The organism is Petropleomorpha daqingensis (assembly GCF_013408985.1).
Taxonomy (GTDB): Bacteria; Actinomycetota; Actinomycetes; order Mycobacteriales; family Geodermatophilaceae; genus Petropleomorpha; species Petropleomorpha daqingensis.
This window is the reverse complement of the sequence record NZ_JACBZT010000001.1, coordinates 4,773,750-4,794,026: the sequence shown is the minus strand read 5'-3', so window position 1 is coordinate 4,794,026 and position 20,277 is coordinate 4,773,750. Positions and strand designations below refer to the sequence as shown.

Below are 20,277 nucleotides of genomic sequence, written 5' to 3'. Positions count from 1 at the left end.
GCGACCGCCGACGCTCTGCGTCGTGGGCGCCGGCCCGACCGCCATCGGCGTGCTCGAGCGGCTCGTCGCGAACGCCGCGGACCTCTCGTCCGACGAACGGCTGCAGGTGCACCTGGTCGACCCGCACCCGCCCGGCGGCGGCCGGGTCTGGCGGGCCGCGCAGCCCTCGCTGCTCTGGGCGAACTCGCTCGCCGCCGACGTCACCGTGCTGCCCGACCCCTCGGTGGAGGTCGCCGGCCCGGTGGGGGAGGGGACGACGCTGTGGCAGTGGGTCGAGCAGGTCGGGCGCACCCGCCCCGACGACGACCCGGTCGGCGAAGAGGCCCGCCGGCTCGGTCCCACGTCCTTCCCGTCCCGGCCGCTGGTCAACGCCTACCTGGGCTGGGCGCTCGACGCGGTGGTCGAGGCCGCGCGGCCGTGGGCCGACGTCGAGCTGCACGCCACCTCGGCCGTCGACGTCCGCCCGGACGACGACGGCGTCGAGGTCGTCCTCGCCGACGGCACCGCGATCGCGGCGCACGCCGTCCTGCTGGCGCAGGGCCACCTCGACGCGCACCCGACCCCGCTGGAGCGGGCCACCGAGCGCCGCGCCGGCGCCGCCGGGCTGACCTACCTGCCCACCGGCTACACCGCCGACCTCGACCTGTCCCGACTGCGGCCGGGGGAGGACGTGCTGGTCCGCGGGGCGGGGCTGGCGTTCGTCGACCTCATGGTGCTGCTCACCAGCGGACGCGGCGGCACGTTCGCCCGGGACGACGACGGCCGGCTGGTCTACCGCCCGTCGGGGGAGGAGCCACGGCTGCACGTCGGCTCCCGCCGCGGGGTGCCCTACCGCGCGAAGCTCGGCTACGTCTGGGCCGGCGACCCGGTTCTCCCGCGGTTCTTCACCCCCGCTGCCGTGACCGAGCTCTTCGGCGACCGGCCGCTCGACCTGCGCACCGACCTGGCCCCGGTGATCGCCCGCGAACTGGGCTGGGCGCACTACACGGAGCTGTTCCGGGCCCACCCGTCGCGCACCGCGCTGCCGTGGGAGGAGTTCGCGTCGTCCTACGCCGCGTCCCCCGACGTCGCCGCTCTCGTCGCCGCCGCCGTCCCCGATCCGCGTGACCGGTTCGACCTGGCCGCGCTGGACCGGCCGCTCGCCGGGCACCGGTTCGCCGACGAGGCGGCCCTGCAGGAGTGGCTGCGCGCGCACGTCCGCGCCGACCTCGCCCGGGCCGCCGATCCGGCCTGCTCGATGGACGCCGCCGTCTTCACCTCGTTGCTCTTCTGCCACGGCACGGTGGCCGCCCTGGTCGGTGCGGGCCGGCTGACCCCGCGCTCGGAGGCCGAGGACCTCGGCGGCTGGTGGATGAACCTGTTCAGCTACCTGGCCAGCGGCCCGCCGTCGCCCCGGCTGGAGGAGCTGCTCGCGCTGTCGGAGGCCGGCATGGTCCGGTTCCTCGGCGCCGACGTGCAGGTGGAGCTCGACGAGGACGCATTCCGGGCCCGCTCGGCGTCGCACGACGAGGTGGTCGCGGCCCGTGCGCTGGTCGAGGCGCGGCTGCCGGCGCCCGACGTGACCGGCACCCCGGACCCGCTGGTCACCCGCCTGCTGCTGCGCGGCGCGGGCACCGAGAAGGTGCTGCCCGACGCGGCCGCCGGCACCGCGCACGGGACCGGCCGGCTGCACGTGGACCCCGAGCACCGGGTGATCGACGCGACCGGGCGGCCGCAGTCCCGGCTGTTCGCAGCCGGCTACTGGACCTCCGGCGGCCAGGTCGCCGCCTTCGCGCGGCCGCGGACCAACGCGCCGTTCTTCCGCCAGAACGATCGCCTGGCCCGCACGCTGTGGCGGGCGCTGACCACCGTTCCCGCGGCTGTCCCGGAGGTGGCCTGATGCCCGTGGCCGACGCCTTCCGCGAGGTCATGGCCGGCGTCCCGACCCCGGTCACCGTGGTCACGACGCTGGTCGACGACCGGCCGCACGGCACCACGGTCAGCGCCTTCGCCTCGCTGTCGATGGCCCCGCCGATGCTGCTCGTCGCGCTCGACCGCGGCTCCGACCTGCTCGCCCGGCTGGCGATCGGGCAGCCGTTCGGCGTGAACGTGCTCGGCGCCGGTCAGGCCGGGCTGGCCGCCGCGTTCGCCCGCAAGGGCGCCGACAAGTTCACCGGCGTCGAGTGGCGGGCCGACGACGGTGCGCCCCGGCTGCTCGGCAGTCCCGGCTGGCTGGCGTGCACGGTCGCCCAGCTCGTCGACGGCGGCGACCACGTCGTCGTCCTGGGGGACGTCGTCCGCGCCGACGCCGCCGGCGGACCGCCGCTGACCTACCACGCCCGCACCTTCGGCACCCATGTCGCCGCCTGACTCCTGGGAGAGCTCCGTGACCCATCTGCACAGCCATCTGCACGTGGCCGTCGCCCTAGACGGCGCCGGCTGGCACCCTGCCGCCTGGCGCGAGCCCGACGCCCGGCCGGCCGAGCTGTTCACCGCCGGCTACTGGGTCGGCCTGGTCACCGAGGCCCAGCGTGGCCTGCTCGACCTGGTCACCTTCGAGGACGACCTCGCCCTGCAGTCGACCGACCGGTTCGCCGACGACCAGCGGACCGACCAGGTGCGCGGCCGGCTCGACGCCGTGCAGGTCGCCGCCCGGGTCGCGCCGGTCACCGAGGGCATCGGTCTCGTGCCGACCGCCGTCGTCACGCACACCGAGCCGTTCCACCTGTCGAAGGCGATCGCGACCCTCGACTACGTGAGCACCGGCCGGGCGGGGGTGCGGGTCAAGGTGGCCGGCTCGTCGTCCGAGGCCGCGCACTTCGGCCGGCGCTCGGAGCTCTCCCTCGAGGACCTGTTCGCCGAGGCCGGCGACTGGGTCGAGGTCGTCCGGCGGCTCTGGGACAGCTGGGAGGACGACGCCGAGATCCGCGACGTCGCGACCGGCCGGTTCGTCGACCGCGAGAAGCTGCACTACATCGACTTCGAGGGCCGGTTCTTCTCGGTGAAGGGCCCGTCGATCACCCCCCGGCCGCCGCAGGGGCAGCCGGTCGTCGCGGCGCTCGCGCACCAGGCGCTGCCGTACGAGCTGGTCGGGCGCAGCACCGACCTGGGCTTCGTGACGCCGGTCGATGCCGCCGACGCGGCGCGGATCGTGGGGGAGGTCCGGTCCGCGCAGTCGGCGGCCGGGCGCGCCGACGAGACGGTGCACGTGTTCGGCGACGTCGTCGTCTTCCTGGACGACGACGCGGCCACCGCCCGCGCCCGACGCGCGCGGCTCGACGAGACCGCCGGCGAGGAGTACCGCAGCGACGCGCTCGTGTTCGACGGGACGCCGCCCCAGCTGGCCGACCTCCTCGAGGAATGGGCCGGGGCCGGGCTGACCGGCTTCCGGCTGCGACCGGCGACCCTGCCGCACGACCTGCGCCGGATCACCGCCGGGCTGGTGCCCGAGCTGCAGCGACGCGGCCTGTTCCGCGCCTCGTACGAGGCGTCCACCCTGCGCGGGCTGCTCGGCCTGCCGCGCCCCACCAACCGTTTCGCGACCGTCTGAGGACCATCCGATGCCGAAGCAGATCCACCTCGCCGCGCACTTCCCGGGAGTCAACAACACCACGGTGTGGAGCGACCCGGCCGCCGGCAGCCACATCGAGTTCTCCTCGTTCGTCCGGTTCGCGCAGGCGGCCGAGCGCGGCAAGTTCGACTTCCTGTTCCTCGCCGAGGGCCTGCGGCTGCGCGAGCAGAACGGGGCGATCTACGACCTCGACGTCGTCGGGCGGCCGGACACGTTCACCGTGCTGACCGCGCTGGCCGCGGTCACCGAGCGGCTCGGCCTGACCGGGACGATCAACTCCACGTTCAACGAGCCCTACGAGGTGGCCCGCCAGTTCGCCACGCTCGACCACCTGTCCGGCGGGCGGGCGGCGTGGAACGTGGTCACCTCGTGGGACGCGTTCACCGGTGAGAACTTCCGCCGCGGCGGGTTCCTGCCGCAGGACCAGCGCTACGAGCGGGCGCGCACGTTCCTCGAGACGACGCACGAGCTGTTCGACTCGTGGCGCGGCGACGAGATCGTGGCCGACCAGGCGTCCGGGGTGTTCCTCGGCGACGCCGACGCCGGACGGTTCGCGCACTCCGACGCGCACTTCGACATCAGCGGCCGGTTCGACGTCCCGCGCAGCCCGCAGGGGCGGCCGGTGATCTTCCAGGCCGGCGACTCCGACGAGGGCCGGGACTTCGCGGCGTCGTCGGCGGACGCGATCTTCAGCCGGCACTCGACCAAGGAGGCCGGCCAGGCGTTCTACTCGGACGTGAAGGGGCGGCTCTCGACGTTCGGCCGGTCCCGCGACGAGCTGCTGATCCTGCCTGCGGCCACCTTCGTCATCGGCGACACCGACGCCGAGGCGGCCGAGCTCGCGCACGAGGTGCGCCGCCAGCAGGTATCCGGGCAGACGGCGCTGCGCTTCCTCGAGCAGGTGTGGAACCGCGACCTGTCCGCCTACGACCCCGACGGTCCGCTGCCCGACGTCGACCCGGTGATCAGCGAGGACCACGTGGCCAAGGGCCGCGCGCAGGTGCGCATGCACCGCGACCCGCTGGCGATCGCGAAGCAGTGGCGGGAGCTGGCCGAGGCGAAGGGCTACTCGATCCGCGAGCTCATGATCGAGACGCAGTCGCGGCAGTCGTTCATCGGCAGCCCGGCCACGGTGGCGGCGACCATCGACGACCTGGTCCAGTCCGACGCCGCCGACGGCTACATCCTCGTCCCGCACATCACGCCCGGCGGGCTCGACCCGTTCGTCGACCGCGTCGTCCCGCTGCTGCAGGAGCGCGGCGTCTTCCGCACCGACTACGAGGGGACGACGCTGCGCGAGAACCTCGGGCTGGCGGCGCGCTAGATGTAGTGACCGGACAGGTTGTTCACGCGGCGAGGCGGCTGATCGGTGGGCGGCCTCCGAGGGCGGAGTGGCTGCGGGCAGTGTTGTAGTGCTCGAGCCAGCCGTCCAGGGCGGCGGTGCGCTCGTCGTTGCAGGCCCAGGCGGTGGCGTAGGCCCATTCGGTCTGCAGGGTGCGGTTGAACCGCTCGGCCTTGCCGTTGGTCCAGGGCCGGCCGGGCTTGATGAACCGGCGGGCGATGCCCAGGGAGGCGCAGGCGGCGATCCAGGTCTTGCCGATGCGGTAGCTCTTGGCGTTGTCGGTCAGCACCCGCTCGATCGTCACCCCGTGGCCGGCGAACCAGGCCACGGCCCGGGTCAGGAACCCCGCGCAGGTGCCGGTGCGCTCGTCGGGCAGCACCTCGGCGTAGGCCAGCCGGGTGTGGTCGTCGATGGCCACGTGCACGTAGTCCCAGCCGATACCGCGCCCGCGCACCTCCTCCGAGCGGCCGTGCACCCGCCAGCCACCGCCATCGGGCACCCGGCCGAGCTTTTTGACGTCGACGTGGAGCTGCTCGCCGGGACGCTCGCGTTCGTAGCGGACCCCGCTGTGCCGCACCCCGCGCAACAGCTCGCCGGTCAGCCGATCGACCTCGGCCAGCCGGGGCAGGCCGGCCCGGCGCAGCACCGCGCCGATGGTGGAGGCCGCGATGCCCAGGATCGCGGCCAGCCGCACCGGCCCGGCGTGGTGCGCCCGCCGCGCGGCAATGATCTGCTCGACCCGCTCGGGCGCGGTTGTGCGCGGCATGTGGTGCGGCCGCGAGGAGCGGTCGGCCAGCCCGGCCTCGCCCTCGGCGCGCCAGCGGCGTACCCACTTGTAGACCGTCTGCCGGCTGACCCCCAGCTGCTTGGCGACCTCACCGGGCCGATGTCCGGCACGGACCCGGGCGACGATCAGCTTGCGGGCGTAGACGGTGGTGCGGGCGTTAGCGTGGGCCACAGAGACCTCCGGTTGGGAATGGTGACGTCAAGCACCACCACTCCTTCCGGAGGTCTCCTTCGTGATCAAGCCACCACGCCGACTGTCAACAACGTGACTGGTCGCGACAGCTAGACGATCAGCGGCAGGCGCGGGTCGGGGTGCTCGGCGCGCCCCGACGCCGCGCGGACCCACGCCTCGTCGTCGGTGAGGTCGGCGGGCCGGCCGGCGACCGTCCGGCGCGCGAGGAGCTCGTCGAGGATGCGCGCGGTGTGCGCGATGCCCTCGGGTGAGGCGACGGTAGGACGGCCGAGGGCGTCGGTGAGGTCGATCCCGTGGACGACGGCCTCCACCGTCCGCGTGGGCACCCACTCCTCGAGCGTCATCAGCGCGAAGAAGCCGGAGCCGATGGCCGAGCGGTCGGTCGCGCGGATGCCGTCGAGGCTGCGGCTGAAGGTGCTGCTCGTCTGCTGGACCAGGCTCTCGCGGGTCTGATCGGCGGCGTGCTTGACCGCGTAGTCGTAGACCACCGGCGCCACCTGGCTGCGGTCGGCGATGAAGAAGCTGACGCGGTCGCGACCGGGCTGGCCCTCCTGCACCGTGTCGAGCAGCGCGAGGGTCAGCCCGATCGAGATGTCGATGTGCGCGACGAGATCGGCGACCCGCCAGTGCGGGACGTCGCCCTCCGGGACCAGCCGGGTCGGCCGCGCCCAGTCGTCGTCCGTGAGACCGGTGAGGAGCTCCTCGACGGCGCGCAGTTCGCGCTCGAGGAGGTCGGTGCTCTGCAGGTGGCGGTCGGTCATGGCGCACCCTGGGGCGCGCCCGGCCGGGCTCGACAGTGCCGAAGGACCCCGGCGTCAGTCCTTCGGGCGCCGGGCGCGGGTGGCCTGGACGACGAGGCCGTTGCCGTCGGGGTCGGCCAGCGTGACGTACCGGCCCCACGGCGCGTCCTGGACGCCGTCCGGGAACTCGACCCCGTGCCCGCGCAGCCGCTCGACGTCGCCGTCCAGGTCGTCGGTCTCCAGCACCAGGCCGCGGTAGGAGCCGGCGGGCATGGTGTCGAACCAGGTCACCAGCGTGATCGTGGTCTCGCCGCCGCGCGGGGCGACCTGCACCCAGCGCATCCCGGGCTGCATCTCCGCGTCGCGGAGCAGGTCGAGGCCCAGGACGTCGACGTAGAAGTCCCGCGCCCGGTCCTGGTCGGAGACGGGGAGGGACACGACCTGCATACCGGTGATCGCCACGCCGCCGAGGTTATCGACGGCGCAACAGGCCTCCGCTCAGCGGTAGCAGTACGAGTCGGACGACGCGTCACCGCCCTGCAGGCGGACCTGGTGCGGGCGCAGCCCCCGCCAGTCCTCGCCGCGCGGGAAGAACCGCGCGTCGAGCGACAGCCCACCGGCAGCGGGATCGGTGTCGATCTTCGCCATCCACGAGCCCACGCCGGAGGGGAAGAACTGGTCGTCCCACGCCCCGTAGAGCGAGTTGGTGACGTAGATCCGCCGTCCGTCCCGGCTGACCTCGACCATCTGCGGACCGCCGGCCAGCGGCTCGCCGGGCGCGGCCGGGTGCGCGGTCTTGCGGACGACGCCGCCGAGGTGCACCGAGCCGACCTCGCGGGGGTGCGCCGGGTCGGAGACGTCGTACTGCTTGAGCTCACCGGTGCCCCAGCAGGAGACGTAGAGCATCTGGTCGTCCACCGACAGGTCGATGTCGGTGACCAGCGGCGGCACCGCACCGAACGGGGCCAGCGCCGGGGGCAGGTCGGCGGGGTCGGCCGGCTCGGCGGGGATGGTGATCACCTTGTCGGCGGTCCACTCGCCGCCGTCGCGGTGCCAGCGCCAGATCGACGCCGACAGGTCCGCGGTCGAGACGACGACACCCACGAAGCCCCACGTCGCCTCGGGATCGTGCGAGGGCCGCAGCTCCAGCACCATCTGCTGCTCGGCGCCGAGGTCGACCGTCTGCAGGTGCCGGCCCTCGGCGAGGTCCCAGAAGTGCAGCTGGTGGCCGTACTTGCCGCCGAGCAGCAGCTCGGGGACCAGCCCGTTCTCCACCATCGACGGGGTGCCCCACTCGCTGGAGATCAGCGTGTTCTGGTTGAGGTGCCACCAGGCGTCGTAGTGCAGGTACTGCGGCCCGCGGTCGGTCTCCCACGCGCGCAGCACGTCGAAGGTGGCGTGGTCGAGCAGCGCGATCCCGCCCGGCCCCTCGTCGCCGTCGCCGCTGCCGAGGCAGGTGAGGAACACGCCGTCCGGACCGCAGTGCAGCGTGTGCGGCCGCGAGTACCCGGCCTTCTCCGCCAGCTCCTTGGCCTCGATCGTCTTGTGCAGGACCGGGCTCCGCGGGTCCGGGTGGGTGTCGTAGACGTGGATGTTCGAGCTGCGCAGCCCGGGCAGCAGGAGGTAGCGGCGCTGCAGGCCGTCGGGGCCCATGTCGTGGCCCTCGTGCTTGAGGGCGCTGGAGCAGGCGTTCCAGCCGAAGTGGTGCAGCTCGTCACCCACGGTCGGCAGATCGGCCCAGCCCACGATCTGCCCGTAGGTCTCCGACGACGGATCGGTGTCGACGACGGTGAGCGCGTCCGGCTTCTGCGCCGCGCGGTCGAACGCGACCACGTAGGCCAGCAACTCGGTCGGGGCGGCGATCGCCTCCGACGGGCTGCGGTAGAAGGTGGGGTCCATCGTGTGCGCCGTCTCGCTCATCGCGCTCTCCTCGCGCCGCCCGGGGGATTTCCGCACCAAGCTAGTGAGGTTTGAGGGCAGCCGTCTACGGGCGCCGGAGCGGCGCCCGCAGACGGTGTCAGCGAGCGGCGCGGACCCGCCCCTCGACGAGGCAGGTGACGCCGGCGACGCGCGAGAGCGCGCCGTCCACGTGCGCCTCGACCTCCTGCAGGACCGCGCTGTCCCCGCGCGGCAGGGTCACCAGGATGGGCCGCTGGGGCCGGACGGCGGGATGGGAGAACGCCTCGCCCACGAGCCGCGTGACCAGGTCGGCCGGCAGGCCCAGGAGTTCCTGGATGTCGACGACCACGCGGTCGGTCTCCTCGGCGACCTGGGCCTCGGCCAGCGGGCCGATCTCGCCGACGACCGAGACGCCGGTCCGGCTGGTCAGCATCTCCCAGGAGCGCCCGTCGCCGCAGTGACCTCGGATGCGGCGGGGGAAGGTGGCGAGGGGATCGGCCGCGGCGATGTTCCGCGCGGACCGGTGGGTCGTGCTCGGCTGGTCCAGCACGACAGCGGGCATGCACTACCTCCGACGACGAGGAGAGACGGAACGGGAAGAGACGAACGGGAGCGGGCCCCACGACCCGGCACCACCGGCGAGCTGTGACTGGGCCCGACGCGCATACGGTGCCTGGCAACACGCCCGGGGGGCAGGGCCTTTCGTCCTCGTCCGTTCCGTTCCGGCTGTGAATGTGCCCAGAAACCGGTTTAGGCCGTCGTTTAGGTCACCTGACCGATGAGCGCACCCGCCTCGTCCGGCCACGCTCTCGCTGCCAACCACACCGACAGTTCGCGAGGAGCGACGAGATGGCGATGTTCATGGACGTGCACAGCGGGTTCTTCGGGGTCTCCGAGGAGCAGCTCCGCGAGGCCCACGAGCGCGACCTGGCGATCGAGGGCGAGGAGGGCGTGCACTTCGAGCGGGCCTGGCTCGACCCCGAGCAGGGCAAGGTCTTCTGCCTGTCCAGCGGCCCGTCCCGCGAGCACGTGGCGCGGGTGCACGAGAAGGCCGGACACCCGACCACCGAGATCTACGAGGTCCTCGTCGACATCACCTGATGAGGTCTGGGGCCCCCGGGGGGTTGCGCGGCGGCGGCCGCTCTGCCAAGACAGAGCGGCCGCCGCCGTGTGGAGGAAGCCGTGCCCGCTCGCACAGCACTCGTCGCCTCGCCGGTCCTCGTGGGCCGGGACGACCTGCTCGCGCTCGCCGACGCGCGGCTGGCCGCGACCGCAGGGGGCTCCGGCGGGCTCCTGCTCGTCGCCGGGGAGGCCGGCATCGGCAAGACCCGTCTGCTGGGCGCCATCGGCCGGCGCGCCGAGCGGAGCGGCTTCGCCGTCCTGCGGGCGGCCGCGTTCCCGGGCGACGCCGAGTCCTCCGGCGGGGTGCTGCTCGACCTCGCGGGGGACCTGCAGCGCTTCCCCGACCGCGTCGTCCCCGCGATCGGCCGGGCGATGGCCGACCGGCTGCGCGCGCCGGCCACCGAGGACGAGGACCTCAACAGGCGCCGCCGGCTGCTCGAGCAGAGCCTCGCCGACGACCTCGCGGATCTGCCGGCGGGCCGGCCGCTGCTCGTCGTGCTGGAGGACCTGCACTGGGCCGACCAGCTCAGCCTCGAGGTGGTCGCCCGCGTGGCCGCCCGGCTCCCGTTCCGGACGACGCTGGTCGTGGGTGCCTACCGCAGCGACGAGCTCTACTCCGGGACGGCGATCCGCGCCTGGCGCACCCGGCTGCTGTCCTCGCGGCTGGCCGAGGAGATCCGGCTGCCGCGCCTGACGACCGGGCAGGTCGCGGTGCTCACCAGCGCCGTCCTCGGCCGAGCCGCACCCGGCGCCGTGGTGACGGCGATCCACGACCGCAGCGACGGCATCCCGCTGCACGTCGAGGAGCTGCTCGCCGTGGCCGATCCCGACGCGACCGACGTCGACGAAGTCGCCGTTCCGGACACCCTCGCCGACGCCGTGCTGCTGCGGATGGAGGTGCTCGGGCCTGCGGAGCGGGCGGTGGCCGCCGCGGCGGCGGTGATCGGCCGGTCGTTCGACTTCGACCTGCTCACGGCCGTGGTCGACGAGCCGGCCGAGCAGGTGGACGGCTGCCTGCGGCGGCTGCAGGAGATGTACCTGGTGCAGGCCGGGGCCGACGCGACCGGGTACGACTTCCGGCACGCCCTCATCCGCGACGCCGTGTACGCCGACATCGCGCTGCCGCGGCGGCGCACTCTGCACCAGCGGGTCGCCCGCGCGGGGGTGGAGCGGGGCTATCCCGCCACGTTCGTCTCGGCGCACTTCGAGCAGGCCGGCCTGCGCGAGGAGGCGCACCGGCACGCGCACGTCGCCGCGGCCCGCGCGGCGGGCCTCTCCGCGCACCGCGAGGCCCTGCAGCTCTACCGGCGGGCGGTGCGCACCATGCCGGCCGACCTCGCGCCCGCCGACCGGGCCGACCTGTGGCTCGCGCTCGGCGACGAGGCAGCCGCGGCCGACGACAACCGGGCGGCGGCCGAGGCCTATGCGACCGCGCACCGGCTGTGGGCCGAGATCGGCGACCGGGTGGCCGCGGCGTCCGTCGTCCCGAAGCTGGCGGCGGCCACCCACCTGCTCGGCGACGGGCTGGACCGCCGGGCGCCCCTGCTGGAGGAGGCCCTGCGGTCGCTGTCCGGCGTGCCCGACGCCGACCGCGTGCGGGGGCGGCTGCTCAGCGCGCTGGCCACCGTGTACATGCTCGACCGGCGGCTCGACGAGTCGCTGGTCTACGGCGACCAGAGCCGCGCGCTGGCGCAGGCGACCGGCGACGTCCGGACCGACCTGGACACCGCCGCCACCGTCGGCTCGGTGCTGGTGTTCGCCGGCCGCATGGACAGCGGCTGGTCGCTGCTGCAGACCGCCGTGACCCGCGCCGAGGAGCAGCACTACGAGACCGAGGCGGCCCGGGCCTACCGGATGATCGGCTCCTCGGCGTCGGTGCTGGTCGAGAACGAGCGGGCGGAGAACTGGCTGACCCGCGGGATCGCCTACGCCGACGGCGTCGAGTTGTGGAACCACCGCAACTACCTCGCCGCCCACCTGGCGCACGTGCAGTGGGCCCGCGGCCGGTGGGCGCAGGCGAAGGAGACCGCCGAGCACGCGCTCGCCGACGGCCGTGGCGGCGTCACGACCGCGATCACCGGGGAGTACGTGCTCGGCTACCTCGCCCTCGGCCGGGGCGAGTGGGAGGCCGCCACCGAGCAGCTCACGTCCGCGCTGCGGCAGGGGGAGGCGATGGCCGAGCTGCAGCGGCTGTCCCCGCCGCTGTGGGGACTGGCCGAGACGGCGCGGTTGCAGGGGGACCACGGGCGGGCGCTGGAGCTCTGCGCGCGGGGCGTCGCCGCCTCGGCGGAGGTGGCCGACGCCGCCTACCTGTTCCCGTTCCTGCTCACCGGTGTGCGCGCGTGGCTGGCACGGGGCGAGGTCGACGAGGCCGGCGCCTACGCCGCGCGGGTCGCCGACGCCCTGCTCGTGCGCAGCATCCCCGGCACGTTGCCGGCGATCCCGCACGCCCGGGGGCTGCTCGCCCTCGCGGCCGGCGACCTCGCCGCTGCCCGGGAGCTAGTGACGCAGGCCGAGCAGGAGTGGCGTCGGCGCGACCGGTTCTGGGAGGGCTCGTGGGCGCGGCTGGACCTGGCGCGGGTCGCCGTCCGCGCGCGGCGGACGGCGGAGGCGACCAGCCTCGCGACCGCCGTCCGGACCGCCGCGGAGGAGGTCGGCGCACAACCGCTGGCGGCCGCGGCCGACGACGTCGTGCCCCGAGGACGACGCGACGAGCCCTGGGCGCCGCTGTCGGCGCGTGAGTACACGGTCGCCTCGCTCGTGGCCGACGGGCTGACCAACCGCGAGATCGCCGCACGGCTGGTGCTCGCGCCGAAGACCGTCTCGGCGCACGTCGAGCACATCCTCGCCAAGCTGGGCATGGCCCGCCGGTCGCAGATCGCTGCCTGGACCGCGACGGTCGACGCGGACCCCCGGACCCTCAGCTGATCCACAGCCTCGGCACGGCTCGCCACCACGCCGCCCCGTCACGATCGCTGCACAGCACGTGACGAGAAGGAGAACCGTGAGCGAGAACGAGACGCCGCACAGCGGCTCCCGCTGGGAGCCGGGCGCCGCGCCCCCGCCCGTCGACGAAGCGCCCGCTCCGGCGACGCCCGCCAGGCTCGGCCGAGGACGGTTGGCCCTCGCCGCCGCCGCGGTCGGCCTCGTGGCCGCCGGCGGCGTGGGCGGGTTCGTCGTCGGGCAGGCCTCGGCCGGCAACGCCGGCGAGACCGGGGTGACGCAGAACGGCATCCCCGGCGGGGGCGAGTTCCCGGGTGGCCAGTTCCCCGGCGGGGGGACCCGGCCCGACGTCGGCGGGGACCAGGACGGCGACCACGGCGCCCCGCCGGGCGCCGACGGCAGCACCGGCAGCACCGACGGCACGGACGGCACCGACCAGGGCACCAGCTGACGCGCCGGGCGGGGCGGCTCCTACGCGGGCCGGCCCCGCTCGGTGCGCAACAGCTTCACCAGGGCGTTCGTCGAGGAGTCGGAGTCGTAGTCCGGCGCCCCCTCGCTCTGCAGCTTGGGCGCGAGCTGGTTGGCCATGACCTTGCCCAGCTCGACACCCCACTGGTCGAAGCTGTTGATGCCCCACACGATGCCCTGGGTGAAGACCCGGTGCTCGTAGGCGGCGACCAGCTGCCCGAGCGTCGAGGGCGTCAGCTTCGGCGCGACGATCGCGTTCGACGGGTGGTTGCCCGGCATGACCTTGTGCGGGACCACCGCCTGCGCCGTCCCCTCGGCGGCGACCTCCTCGGCGGTGCGGCCGAACGCCAGCGCGCGCGGCTGGGCGAGGAAGTTGGACAGGAACAGGTCCTGCATCCCGTCGAGGTCGTGGTTGGGCTGGGCGAACGCGAGGAAGTCGGCCGGCACGAGCACCGTGCCCTGGTGCAGCAGCTGGTAGAAGGCGTGCTGGCCGTTGGTGCCGGGCTCGCCCCAGACGATCTCGCCCGTGGCGACGTCCGCCGGTGACCCGTCGACCTGCACCGACTTGCCGTTGGACTCCATGCACAGCTGCTGCAGGTAGGCGGGGAAGCGGGCCAGGTACTGCGCGTACGGCAGCACCGCCTGGGTCTGCGTGCCGAAGAAGTTGATGTACCAGACGCTGATCAGGCCCAGCAGCGCCGGCAGGTTCTCCTCCCAGGGTGCGGTCCGGAAGTGCTCGTCGACGGTGTGGAAGCCGTCGAGCATCTCCCGGTACTGCTCCGGACCGATCGCCACCATGAGCGACAGGCCGATGGCCGAGGTGAAGGAGTAGCGGCCGCCGACCCAGTCCCAGAACCCGAACATGTTGTCGGTGTCGATCCCGAACTCGGCGACCTTCTCGGCGTTGGTCGACACGGCGACGAAGTGCTTGGCGACCGCCTTGTCGTCGCTGCCGAGCCCGTCGAGCAGCCAGCGGCGCGCCTCGCGGGCGTTGGTCAGCGTCTCCTGGGTGGTGAACGTCTTCGACGCGACGATGAACAGGGTCGACGCCGGGTCGAGGTCCCGGGTGGCCTCGGCCAGGTCGGTCGGGTCGATGTTCGAGACGAACCGGAAGCTGATCGACCGCTCGGAGTAGTCGCGCAGCGCCAGGTAGGCCATCGCCGGGCCGAGGTCGGAGCCGCCGATGCCGATGTTGACCACCGCGCGGATCCGCTCGCCGGTGTGCCCGGTCCACTCGCCGGAGCGCACCCGGTTCGCGAACTCGCCCATGCGCCGCAGCACCTCGTGCACGTCGTGGCGCACGTCCTGGCCGTCGACGACCAGCCCGCTCGTGGCCGGGTCGCGCAGGGCGACGTGCAGGACGGCGCGGTCCTCGGGGCCGTTGATGTGCTCGCCGCCGAACATGGCCTCGGTGCGCTCGCGCAGGCCGGCGCGGTCGGCCAGCGCGGCCAGCAACCGGACGGTCTCGCGGGTCAGCCGGTTCTTCGAGTAGTCGAGGTAGAGGTCGCCGGCCCGGACGGTGTAGGCGGTGCCGCGGTCGGGCTCCTCGGCGAAGAACTCCCGGAGGTGGCGTCGTCCGATCTCGCCGTGGTGCGTCGACAGGGCCTGCCACTCCGGGGTCTCGCTGATCCGCATGCCGTCAACCCTTCCGCACCGGCGGGCGGCGCACCACCGATGACTTCGCGGTTCCGGTGCAGTCAGGGCAGCAGACGAGGAGAGGACGGCGACCATGGACAAGACCGGACCGCTCGACACCCGGTTCAGCGCGGTGCTGCAGAAGAGCCCGGCCACCGGCGGCTGGACGTACGTGCAGATGGACGGCTCCGCCGAGTTCTTCGGCACCCGCGGACTGGTGAAGGTACGGGGAACCGTCGACGGTCATCCGTTCGCCAGTTCGTTCATGGCCCTGGGCGACGGCACGCACAAGCTGCCGGTGCGCGAGGATGTGCGACGCGCGATCGGCAAGGGCCCGGGCGACACCGTCACGGTGCACCTGACCGAGCGCACCGGCTGACGCTGAAGGAGACGGCATGGGTGGGTTCCGGGGCAGCGACGACACCGACGCGCAGGAGGCCTCGAGCCTGCTCGAGTCCGAGGACGTGCTGGAGGACGACGGCTACGGCGAGGTGCTCGACCGCGGGTACTCCCCGCGCGACACCGAGGTCGTCGGTGACGACTACGACGACTCGCTCGACGAGCGGCTGGCCCGCGAGCTGCCCGACGGCGCCTCCGACGACGAGGGTGACGGGGTCGGCGACCTGGCCGGCGGCGAGGGCGAGCTGCGCGACGACGAGGTCGGCGACGAGCGCGCCGGGCGGCTGTCCGAGAACGACGACGGCTACGGCGACTCCGAGGACGAGCTGTGGGCCGAGGACGAGGGCGTCGACGGCGCCGCGGCCTCGGCGGAGGAGGCCGCCGTCCACGTCGTCCGGGACCCCGACGACGCCTGACGGCGGTTTCGCGTGCTCAACCTCGCGCGGTCAAGCACGCGAAACCGCGCTCAGCGGGGGAGCCACTCGGGGGCGTGGGCGCCGGGGAGGGGCGGGCCGGTGCGCCAGGGCGGCGAGCCGGGCGGGCGGACCAGCGACACGGGTCCGCCCTCGGCGGGCAGCTCGACCAGGTAGGGCGCGACCTCGCTGTCCTCGTCCGCGGTCTCCCGGCGCGGCCCCGCGGCCAGCAGCCAGTGCGCGAGCTGGGCCAGCGAGAGCTCGGCGCACCAGACGCCGCCCTCGTCCCGCCGGCGGGCGACCGCGCGCATCGCGGCGGCCGCGGCCAGGTGGCCGGTGCCGTGGTCGAGCGCCTGCGCGGGCAGCACGCCGGGGCCGGCTTCGCTGGCGAGGGTGTCGGCGATCCCGGTCGCGGCCTGCACCAGCGAGTCGAAGCCGCGGCGGCACGCCCACGGTCCCCGCTCGCCCCACGCCCGCAGCCGGACGACGGCCAGGTGCGGGTGCCGCTCGGCGAGCGCGGCGGGATCCAGCCCGAAGGCGTCGAGCGCGCCCGGCCGGTACCCCTCGACCACGACGTCGGCGCCGACAAGCAGCTCCTCGAGCGCGGTCCGGCCGTACGGCGTCCTCAGGTCGAGCGACGTCGACCGCTTGCCGGGGCCGGTGTCGAGCAGGCCGGCCGGGTCGTCGGGCAGGCCGGGGTGGTCCAGCCGCAGGACGTCGGCGCCGTGCGCGGCCAGCGTGCGGGTGGCCACCGGACCGGCGATCACCCGCGTCAGGTCCAGCACCCGCAGCCCGGCCAGCGGCACGTCGCGCGGCGGACCGTCGGCCACCCGGGTCAGCCGCAGCAGCGGCAGGCCGGCCACCGCCTGCCCCTGCGGGTGCGCCGCCCACTCCTCCGTCGTCCGGACGACGGCAGCGGCGCCGCCCTGCTCGACCACCGCCGCCTCCAGCTCCTCGCCGCACCAGCGGCCGATGGCCGCTGCCGGACCGCCCGGGCCGAGCACGCGCTCGATCGCCGCGCGGTGGTGCGGGTAGTTACCGTGCAGCCGGATCCAGCCGTCGGCGGTGCGCCAGAAGCGCGAGAGCGGGGCGAACCCGGCGCCGGCCGCTGTGCCCCCCTGTCGGGCGTAGCGCTCGGACCGGAAGGAGAAGCCGACCCCCACGGCGTCCAGCTCGACGGCCAGGGGCTGGCGGGCCAGCTCGCGCGCGGCCAGCAGCTGGGCGGCGACCGCGCCGAGGGCCAGCTCCTCGACCGCGAGCGGGGACTCCAGGCCGGTGCGGCCGAGCACCCGCAGCGCGCCGGCCGGCAGCGCGGGTCCGCCGAGCGCCGTCCACGCCGTTCCCAGGAACCCCCCAGCCGCCACGACGGTCATCGTGGCCGACCGAGGGGCCGGGGAGCGATCAGGCGCTCCTCGTACGGGTCACGCCGCCTGGAGCGGGGACGCGCTCTCGCCGCGGGTCAGGGCGAAGCGGAGCTCGAGCAGCTCGTTGACCGAGGCCTCGGCGTCCTCGCACGCGGTCACGATCTCCCCGCACGGGCTGAGGTAGAAGCGGGCGCGAGCGACGTTCAGCTCGGTGTAGGCGGCGACGATGCGCCGGTCGATCTCGGCCAGGTCAGCGCGATAGGGCATGGCGGACTCTCTGCAGGAAAGGGAGAGCCGGCCCTGGTTCGAACGGCTGCTCGTTGCTTGCTCCCTACCCGCTCCCGGCGGCTTGACGCCTTCCGGTCGGTCAGACCTCGACCGGTTCGAAGACCCGGGAGGGCGCCACGAACTCCTCCTGGGCGTCGACCAGCAGGATCTCCCGGGACCGGGCCGCCTCGGTGCGCGAAAGAAGACCGAAGACCGACGAGGCGGCCCGGGAGAGGGCGTCGGCCGCCGAGCGGGTCTGCAGCCACCGGGCGAGGAACAGCGCGGCGATCGCGTCGCCCGCGCCGTTCACCGCCACGTCCAGCCGCGGCGTGCGGACCCGGAAGTGCCGGCCGCCCTCCGACGCCAGCAGGTCGACCGCGTCGTCCGGGGTGTCGTCAGTGGCCAGGGAGGTGGTGAGCACGACCCGCGGGCCGAGGGCGTGCACCGCGGCGACGGCGTCCTCGACCTCGGCCAGGGTGCGCGTGGTGGTGCCGGCCAGCAGGTCGAGCTCGAAGTGGTTCGGGGTGACGAGATCGGCCACCGGGACGGCGACGTCCCGCAGCAGCTCCTCGATGCCCGGGCGGACGAAGACACCGCGACCGACGTCCCCGATCACCGGGTCGCAGCAGTAGACGGCGTCCGGGTTGGCGGCGCGGACCTTCTCCACGGTCTGCACCACCGCGTGCCCGATGTCGGCCGACCCGAGGTAGCCCGACAGGACGGCGTCGCAGCGGCCGAGGACGCCGCGGTCGGCGATGCCGTCCACCACCTCCTCGACCGCCTGCCCGTCGAAGACCCGCCCGCGCCACTCGCCGTAGCCGGTGTGGTTGGAGAACTGGACGGTGTGCACCGGCCAGACCTCGATGCCGAGCCGCTGCAGCGGGAACACCGCCGAGGAGTTGCCCACGTGCCCGTACGCGACGTGCGACTGGATGGAGAGGACCGCGGTCACGGGGGGCAACGGTGGCACACCGCGCTACTGCTCCTTCGCGCCGGTCAGGGACGCCAGCGCCCCGGCCACGAACTCCTCGACCCGCGCACGGTCCACGCCGAGCCCGGCCAGGACGCCGGTGCCGTCCTCCGCGTCGAGCAGCGCCAGCAGGACGTGCTCGGTGCCGATGTAGTTGTGCCCGAGGCGGAGCGCCTGCCGGAAGGTCCCCTCGAGGACGGCACGCGCCCGGTCGTCGAAGGGCACCAGGGCCGGCGACTGCTCGGTGCCGGCCGGGCCGAGCGTCTTCAGCGCCACGTCGCGCACGCGCTCCAGCGGCACGTCCTGCGCGACGATCGCCTTGGCCGCCAGCCCCTCCGGCTCGGCGATCAGCCCGAGCACGAGGTGGGGGATGCCGATCAGCTGGTCGTTGCGCTCGTGCGCCGCCTTCTGGGCGGTGACGACGACGCTGCGGGCGCGCGGCGTGAACCGGCTGAACCCGGCGCTCGGGTCCAGCGCCGGCTCGCCCGCCTCGGCCGGCTTGGCCACGAACCGCTTCTGCGCGGCCTGCTTGCTGACCCCCATCGACGTGCCGATCTCGGTCCACGACCGGCCCTGCCGCCGGGCCTGGTCGACGAAGTGGCCGATCAGCGCGTCGGCGACCTCGCCGAGGTGGTCGGCGACGAGCACGGCGTCGGTCAGCTGCTCCAACGGATCGGCGTGCACCTTCTTGATGGAGTCGATGAGGTCGTCGAGGCGGACGGACTGGGTGAGCGGGGTCGGCTCGGTCATGCCGTCAACCCTAGGTTGACGGCACTCCCAGCGTCAACCACCGGTTGACGCAGATCACCGCTGCAGCAGCCGGCGCACCTCGGCGACGCCGGCCAGCGCGGTGGCAGGGTCCTCGGCGCGGGGGATGAGGTTGAAGCTGCGGCAGCCGGCCTCGACGTAGGGGTGCAGGAAGGCGGCGACGTCCTCGGGCGTGCCGGCCGGGCAGTAGCGCTCGAAGGCGGCGAACGGTGCGGCGTAGATCGCCTCCATGGCCCGCGACAGCGGGAGGACGGCGCGCTCCCGGTCGGCCCCGAAGCCGCACCACACCTGGAGCCCGTGCCGGTCCGGCACCGTGGTCCGACCGTCGGCCGCCGCCAGCTCGGCCACCTGGCCGGTGACCTCGGCGAAGCGCCGCGGCGAGATCCAGATGCCGAGCCACCCGTCGCCGTACCGGGCGGCCCGCCGGACCGCGGCGGCCGAGCGGCCGCCCACCAGGATCGGCACGTCGAACCCCGGGGCGATCCGCGCCTCGCTCACGGGGAAGTGCGGCCCCTCGCCGGTGACCGGCTGTCCCGTGGCCAGCCGGCGGAGCAGGCCGAGCGCCTCGTCGGTCCGGGCACCGCGGGCAGCCGGGTCGACCCCGCACACCTCGTACTCGTGGCGGTCCTCGCCACCGATCCCCACGCCGAGCAGCAGCCGGCCCGGGGCGAGGGCGGAGAGGTCGGCCAGCTGGCGGGCGACCGGCACCGGGTGGCGCAGGGCCAGCAGGTAGACGCCGACGTGCACCGCCAGCCGGTCGCTCAGCGCCAGCAGGTGCGCGGCGTGCACCAGCCCGTCGAACCCCTGGCCGCCGAAGAAGCTCACGTGGTCGCCGACCGCCAGGTGGTCGACCCCGGCCGCCTCCAGCCCGGCCACCACCGCCCGCCGCTCGGCGAGCCCGGCGCTGCCGAGGTCGGGCAGCATCGTGCCGACGGCGACGGTCACGGGGCGGCCTCGCCGAGGCGCTGGGCCAGCCCCTCGAGGCCGCCGCGGATCATCTGGCCGTAGCCGTCGTCGGGCAGCGCGCCGGCCGCGGCCCGGCCCAGCTCGAGGTGCCGCCGAGCCGCCTCGGCGTCGCCGAGCGTGCGGTAGTCCTCGCCGAGGTTGAGATGCAGCGACGGGTAGAACGCCGCCACCGGGCCGGTCGCGCCGGCGGCCGCGGCCCGCTCGTCGGTCACCCCGTCGACCGCCTCCAGCGCCCGGAGGTCCCACGCCAGCTCCTCGCGCGGGTCCTCCTGCAGGTCGGCCATGAAATGCGCGACGGTGACGCGGTGCAGCGGGTCGCCGTCCGGGCCGAGCTCGGCCCAGAGCTGCGCGAACAGCTCCCGGGCCTCGGCGGCCCGGCCGGTCTGGCCGAGCTCCACCGCCTCGGTCACGCGGGCCGTGGTCGGGTCGGGTGCGGTCATGGGCGGCACGGT

21 protein-coding genes are annotated in these 20,277 nt (G+C 74.5%); 9 read left to right on the top strand and 12 right to left on the bottom strand.

All coding sequences use genetic code 11. From position 1 onward, the window contains the following. The first annotated feature begins 22 nt into the window (after window positions 1–22). From GGQ55_RS23620 to GGQ55_RS23605, 4 genes are read left to right on the top strand one after another with little or no spacing between them, the layout of a single operon-like run. Window positions 23–1,879: an FAD/NAD(P)-binding protein gene (locus GGQ55_RS23620; RefSeq protein WP_179720998.1), complete on the top strand. Its 1,857-nt coding sequence runs from the start codon at window positions 23–25 to the stop codon at window positions 1,877–1,879. Beyond that, window positions 1,879–2,349: a flavin reductase family protein gene (locus tag GGQ55_RS23615; RefSeq protein ID WP_179720996.1), complete on the top strand. Its 471-nt coding sequence runs from the start codon at window positions 1,879–1,881 to the stop codon at window positions 2,347–2,349. Before GGQ55_RS23620 ends, GGQ55_RS23615 begins: the two co-directional genes overlap by 1 nt. 16 nt (window positions 2,350–2,365) lie before the next feature. Beyond that, window positions 2,366–3,529, top strand: coding sequence for an LLM class flavin-dependent oxidoreductase (locus GGQ55_RS23610; RefSeq protein ID WP_366490103.1), 1,164 nt, complete (start codon window positions 2,366–2,368; stop codon window positions 3,527–3,529). A 10-nt stretch (window positions 3,530–3,539) separates the two neighbouring features. Continuing rightward, complete coding sequence (locus GGQ55_RS23605) at window positions 3,540–4,874, top strand: NtaA/DmoA family FMN-dependent monooxygenase (protein WP_179720992.1); 1,335 nt, start codon at window positions 3,540–3,542, stop codon at window positions 4,872–4,874. A gap of 22 nt (window positions 4,875–4,896) precedes the next feature. Here GGQ55_RS23605 and GGQ55_RS23600 read toward each other — a convergent pair whose 3' ends face one another. The 5 genes from GGQ55_RS23600 to GGQ55_RS23580 form a co-directional block, all read right to left on the bottom strand. After that, window positions 4,897–5,850 (bottom strand): IS481 family transposase, encoded by a 954-nt coding sequence (locus GGQ55_RS23600; protein ID WP_179720990.1) that lies wholly within the window; start codon window positions 5,848–5,850, stop codon window positions 4,897–4,899. Window positions 5,851–5,960: 110 nt separating this feature from the next. Next, window positions 5,961–6,632 carry a maleylpyruvate isomerase family mycothiol-dependent enzyme gene (locus GGQ55_RS23595; RefSeq protein ID WP_179720988.1) on the bottom strand — a complete coding sequence of 224 codons (672 nt, stop codon included), beginning with the start codon at window positions 6,630–6,632 and terminating at the stop codon, window positions 5,961–5,963. A gap of 54 nt (window positions 6,633–6,686) precedes the next feature. Further along, window positions 6,687–7,073 carry a VOC family protein gene (locus GGQ55_RS23590; RefSeq protein WP_179720986.1) on the bottom strand — a complete coding sequence of 129 codons (387 nt, stop codon included), beginning with the start codon at window positions 7,071–7,073 and terminating at the stop codon, window positions 6,687–6,689. A 36-nt stretch (window positions 7,074–7,109) separates the two neighbouring features. Beyond that, on the bottom strand, window positions 7,110–8,531 hold the full coding sequence (locus GGQ55_RS23585) for a selenium-binding family protein (protein WP_179720984.1): 1,422 nt from the start codon (window positions 8,529–8,531) through the stop codon (window positions 7,110–7,112). A gap of 97 nt (window positions 8,532–8,628) precedes the next feature. Then, window positions 8,629–9,072, bottom strand: a complete 444-nt coding sequence (locus tag GGQ55_RS23580) for a hypothetical protein (protein ID WP_179720982.1) — start codon at window positions 9,070–9,072, stop codon at window positions 8,629–8,631. A 287-nt stretch (window positions 9,073–9,359) separates the two neighbouring features. Here GGQ55_RS23580 and GGQ55_RS23575 point away from each other — a divergent pair, with 287 nt between their 5' ends. The 3 genes from GGQ55_RS23575 (at window position 9,360) to GGQ55_RS23565 (ending at window position 13,026) form a co-directional block, all read left to right on the top strand. Next, complete coding sequence (locus GGQ55_RS23575; RefSeq protein WP_179720980.1) at window positions 9,360–9,611, top strand: SCO4226 family nickel-binding protein; 252 nt, start codon at window positions 9,360–9,362, stop codon at window positions 9,609–9,611. Window positions 9,612–9,692: 81 nt separating this feature from the next. Further along, on the top strand, window positions 9,693–12,560 hold the full coding sequence (locus GGQ55_RS23570; RefSeq protein WP_179720978.1) for an ATP-binding protein: 2,868 nt from the start codon (window positions 9,693–9,695) through the stop codon (window positions 12,558–12,560). 76 nt (window positions 12,561–12,636) lie between these two features. Continuing rightward, on the top strand, window positions 12,637–13,026 hold the full coding sequence (locus GGQ55_RS23565; RefSeq protein ID WP_179720976.1) for a hypothetical protein: 390 nt from the start codon (window positions 12,637–12,639) through the stop codon (window positions 13,024–13,026). 20 nt (window positions 13,027–13,046) lie between these two features. Here the strand turns inward: GGQ55_RS23565 and pgi are convergent, their stop codons facing one another. Beyond that, the gene (pgi, locus tag GGQ55_RS23560) at window positions 13,047–14,678 is read right to left on the bottom strand and encodes a glucose-6-phosphate isomerase (RefSeq protein ID WP_179720974.1); all 1,632 of its coding nucleotides are present in this window, start codon (window positions 14,676–14,678) and stop codon (window positions 13,047–13,049) included. Between the two features lie 94 nt (window positions 14,679–14,772). Here pgi and GGQ55_RS23555 point away from each other — a divergent pair, with 94 nt between their 5' ends. Next, on the top strand, window positions 14,773–15,057 hold the full coding sequence (locus GGQ55_RS23555; protein ID WP_179720972.1) for a DUF1905 domain-containing protein: 285 nt from the start codon (window positions 14,773–14,775) through the stop codon (window positions 15,055–15,057). A 16-nt stretch (window positions 15,058–15,073) separates the two neighbouring features. Then, entirely contained in the window at window positions 15,074–15,493 is a 420-nt protein-coding gene (locus GGQ55_RS23550) for a DUF5709 domain-containing protein (RefSeq protein WP_179720970.1), read from the top strand. A gap of 50 nt (window positions 15,494–15,543) precedes the next feature. On the opposite strand, the gene GGQ55_RS23545 is transcribed toward GGQ55_RS23550, so the two are convergent. From GGQ55_RS23545 to GGQ55_RS23520, 6 genes are all read right to left on the bottom strand, one after another. Continuing rightward, window positions 15,544–16,854, bottom strand: coding sequence for a CoA transferase (locus GGQ55_RS23545; RefSeq protein ID WP_218859410.1), 1,311 nt, complete (start codon window positions 16,852–16,854; stop codon window positions 15,544–15,546). A 57-nt stretch (window positions 16,855–16,911) separates the two neighbouring features. Next, window positions 16,912–17,121, bottom strand: coding sequence for a hypothetical protein (locus GGQ55_RS23540; protein ID WP_179720968.1), 210 nt, complete (start codon window positions 17,119–17,121; stop codon window positions 16,912–16,914). Between the two features lie 100 nt (window positions 17,122–17,221). Continuing rightward, window positions 17,222–18,073, bottom strand: a complete 852-nt coding sequence (pdxY, locus tag GGQ55_RS23535) for a pyridoxal kinase PdxY (RefSeq protein WP_179720966.1) — start codon at window positions 18,071–18,073, stop codon at window positions 17,222–17,224. Window positions 18,074–18,097: 24 nt separating this feature from the next. Further along, window positions 18,098–18,841, bottom strand: a complete 744-nt coding sequence (locus GGQ55_RS23530) for a Clp protease N-terminal domain-containing protein (protein WP_179720964.1) — start codon at window positions 18,839–18,841, stop codon at window positions 18,098–18,100. A gap of 54 nt (window positions 18,842–18,895) precedes the next feature. After that, window positions 18,896–19,804, bottom strand: coding sequence for an LLM class flavin-dependent oxidoreductase (locus GGQ55_RS23525; protein WP_179720962.1), 909 nt, complete (start codon window positions 19,802–19,804; stop codon window positions 18,896–18,898). Then, window positions 19,801–20,265: a hypothetical protein gene (locus GGQ55_RS23520; protein ID WP_179720960.1), complete on the bottom strand. Its 465-nt coding sequence runs from the start codon at window positions 20,263–20,265 to the stop codon at window positions 19,801–19,803. The genes GGQ55_RS23525 and GGQ55_RS23520 overlap by 4 nt, the downstream gene beginning before the upstream one ends. Window positions 20,266–20,277: the final 12 nt, after the last annotated feature.

Bases quoted from the DNA above. Each gene is read 5' to 3' on its own strand.
- GGQ55_RS23615 (WP_179720996.1), top strand. From the start codon at position 1,879: ATGCCCGTGGCCGACGCCTTCCGCGAGGTCATGGCCGGCGTCCCGACC.
- GGQ55_RS23605 (WP_179720992.1), top strand. From the start codon at position 3,540: ATGCCGAAGCAGATCCACCTCGCCGCGCACTTCCCGGGAGTCAACAAC.
- GGQ55_RS23595 (WP_179720988.1), bottom strand. From the start codon at position 6,632: ATGACCGACCGCCACCTGCAGAGCACCGACCTCCTCGAGCGCGAACTG.
- GGQ55_RS23585 (WP_179720984.1), bottom strand. From the start codon at position 8,531: ATGAGCGAGACGGCGCACACGATGGACCCCACCTTCTACCGCAGCCCG.
- GGQ55_RS23580 (WP_179720982.1), bottom strand. From the start codon at position 9,072: ATGCCCGCTGTCGTGCTGGACCAGCCGAGCACGACCCACCGGTCCGCG.
- GGQ55_RS23575 (WP_179720980.1), top strand. From the start codon at position 9,360: ATGGCGATGTTCATGGACGTGCACAGCGGGTTCTTCGGGGTCTCCGAG.
- pgi (WP_179720974.1), bottom strand. From the start codon at position 14,678: ATGCGGATCAGCGAGACCCCGGAGTGGCAGGCCCTGTCGACGCACCAC.
- GGQ55_RS23555 (WP_179720972.1), top strand. From the start codon at position 14,773: ATGGACAAGACCGGACCGCTCGACACCCGGTTCAGCGCGGTGCTGCAG.
- GGQ55_RS23550 (WP_179720970.1), top strand. From the start codon at position 15,074: ATGGGTGGGTTCCGGGGCAGCGACGACACCGACGCGCAGGAGGCCTCG.
- GGQ55_RS23540 (WP_179720968.1), bottom strand. From the start codon at position 17,121: ATGCCCTATCGCGCTGACCTGGCCGAGATCGACCGGCGCATCGTCGCC.
- GGQ55_RS23530 (WP_179720964.1), bottom strand. From the start codon at position 18,841: ATGACCGAGCCGACCCCGCTCACCCAGTCCGTCCGCCTCGACGACCTC.
- GGQ55_RS23520 (WP_179720960.1), bottom strand. From the start codon at position 20,265: ATGACCGCACCCGACCCGACCACGGCCCGCGTGACCGAGGCGGTGGAG.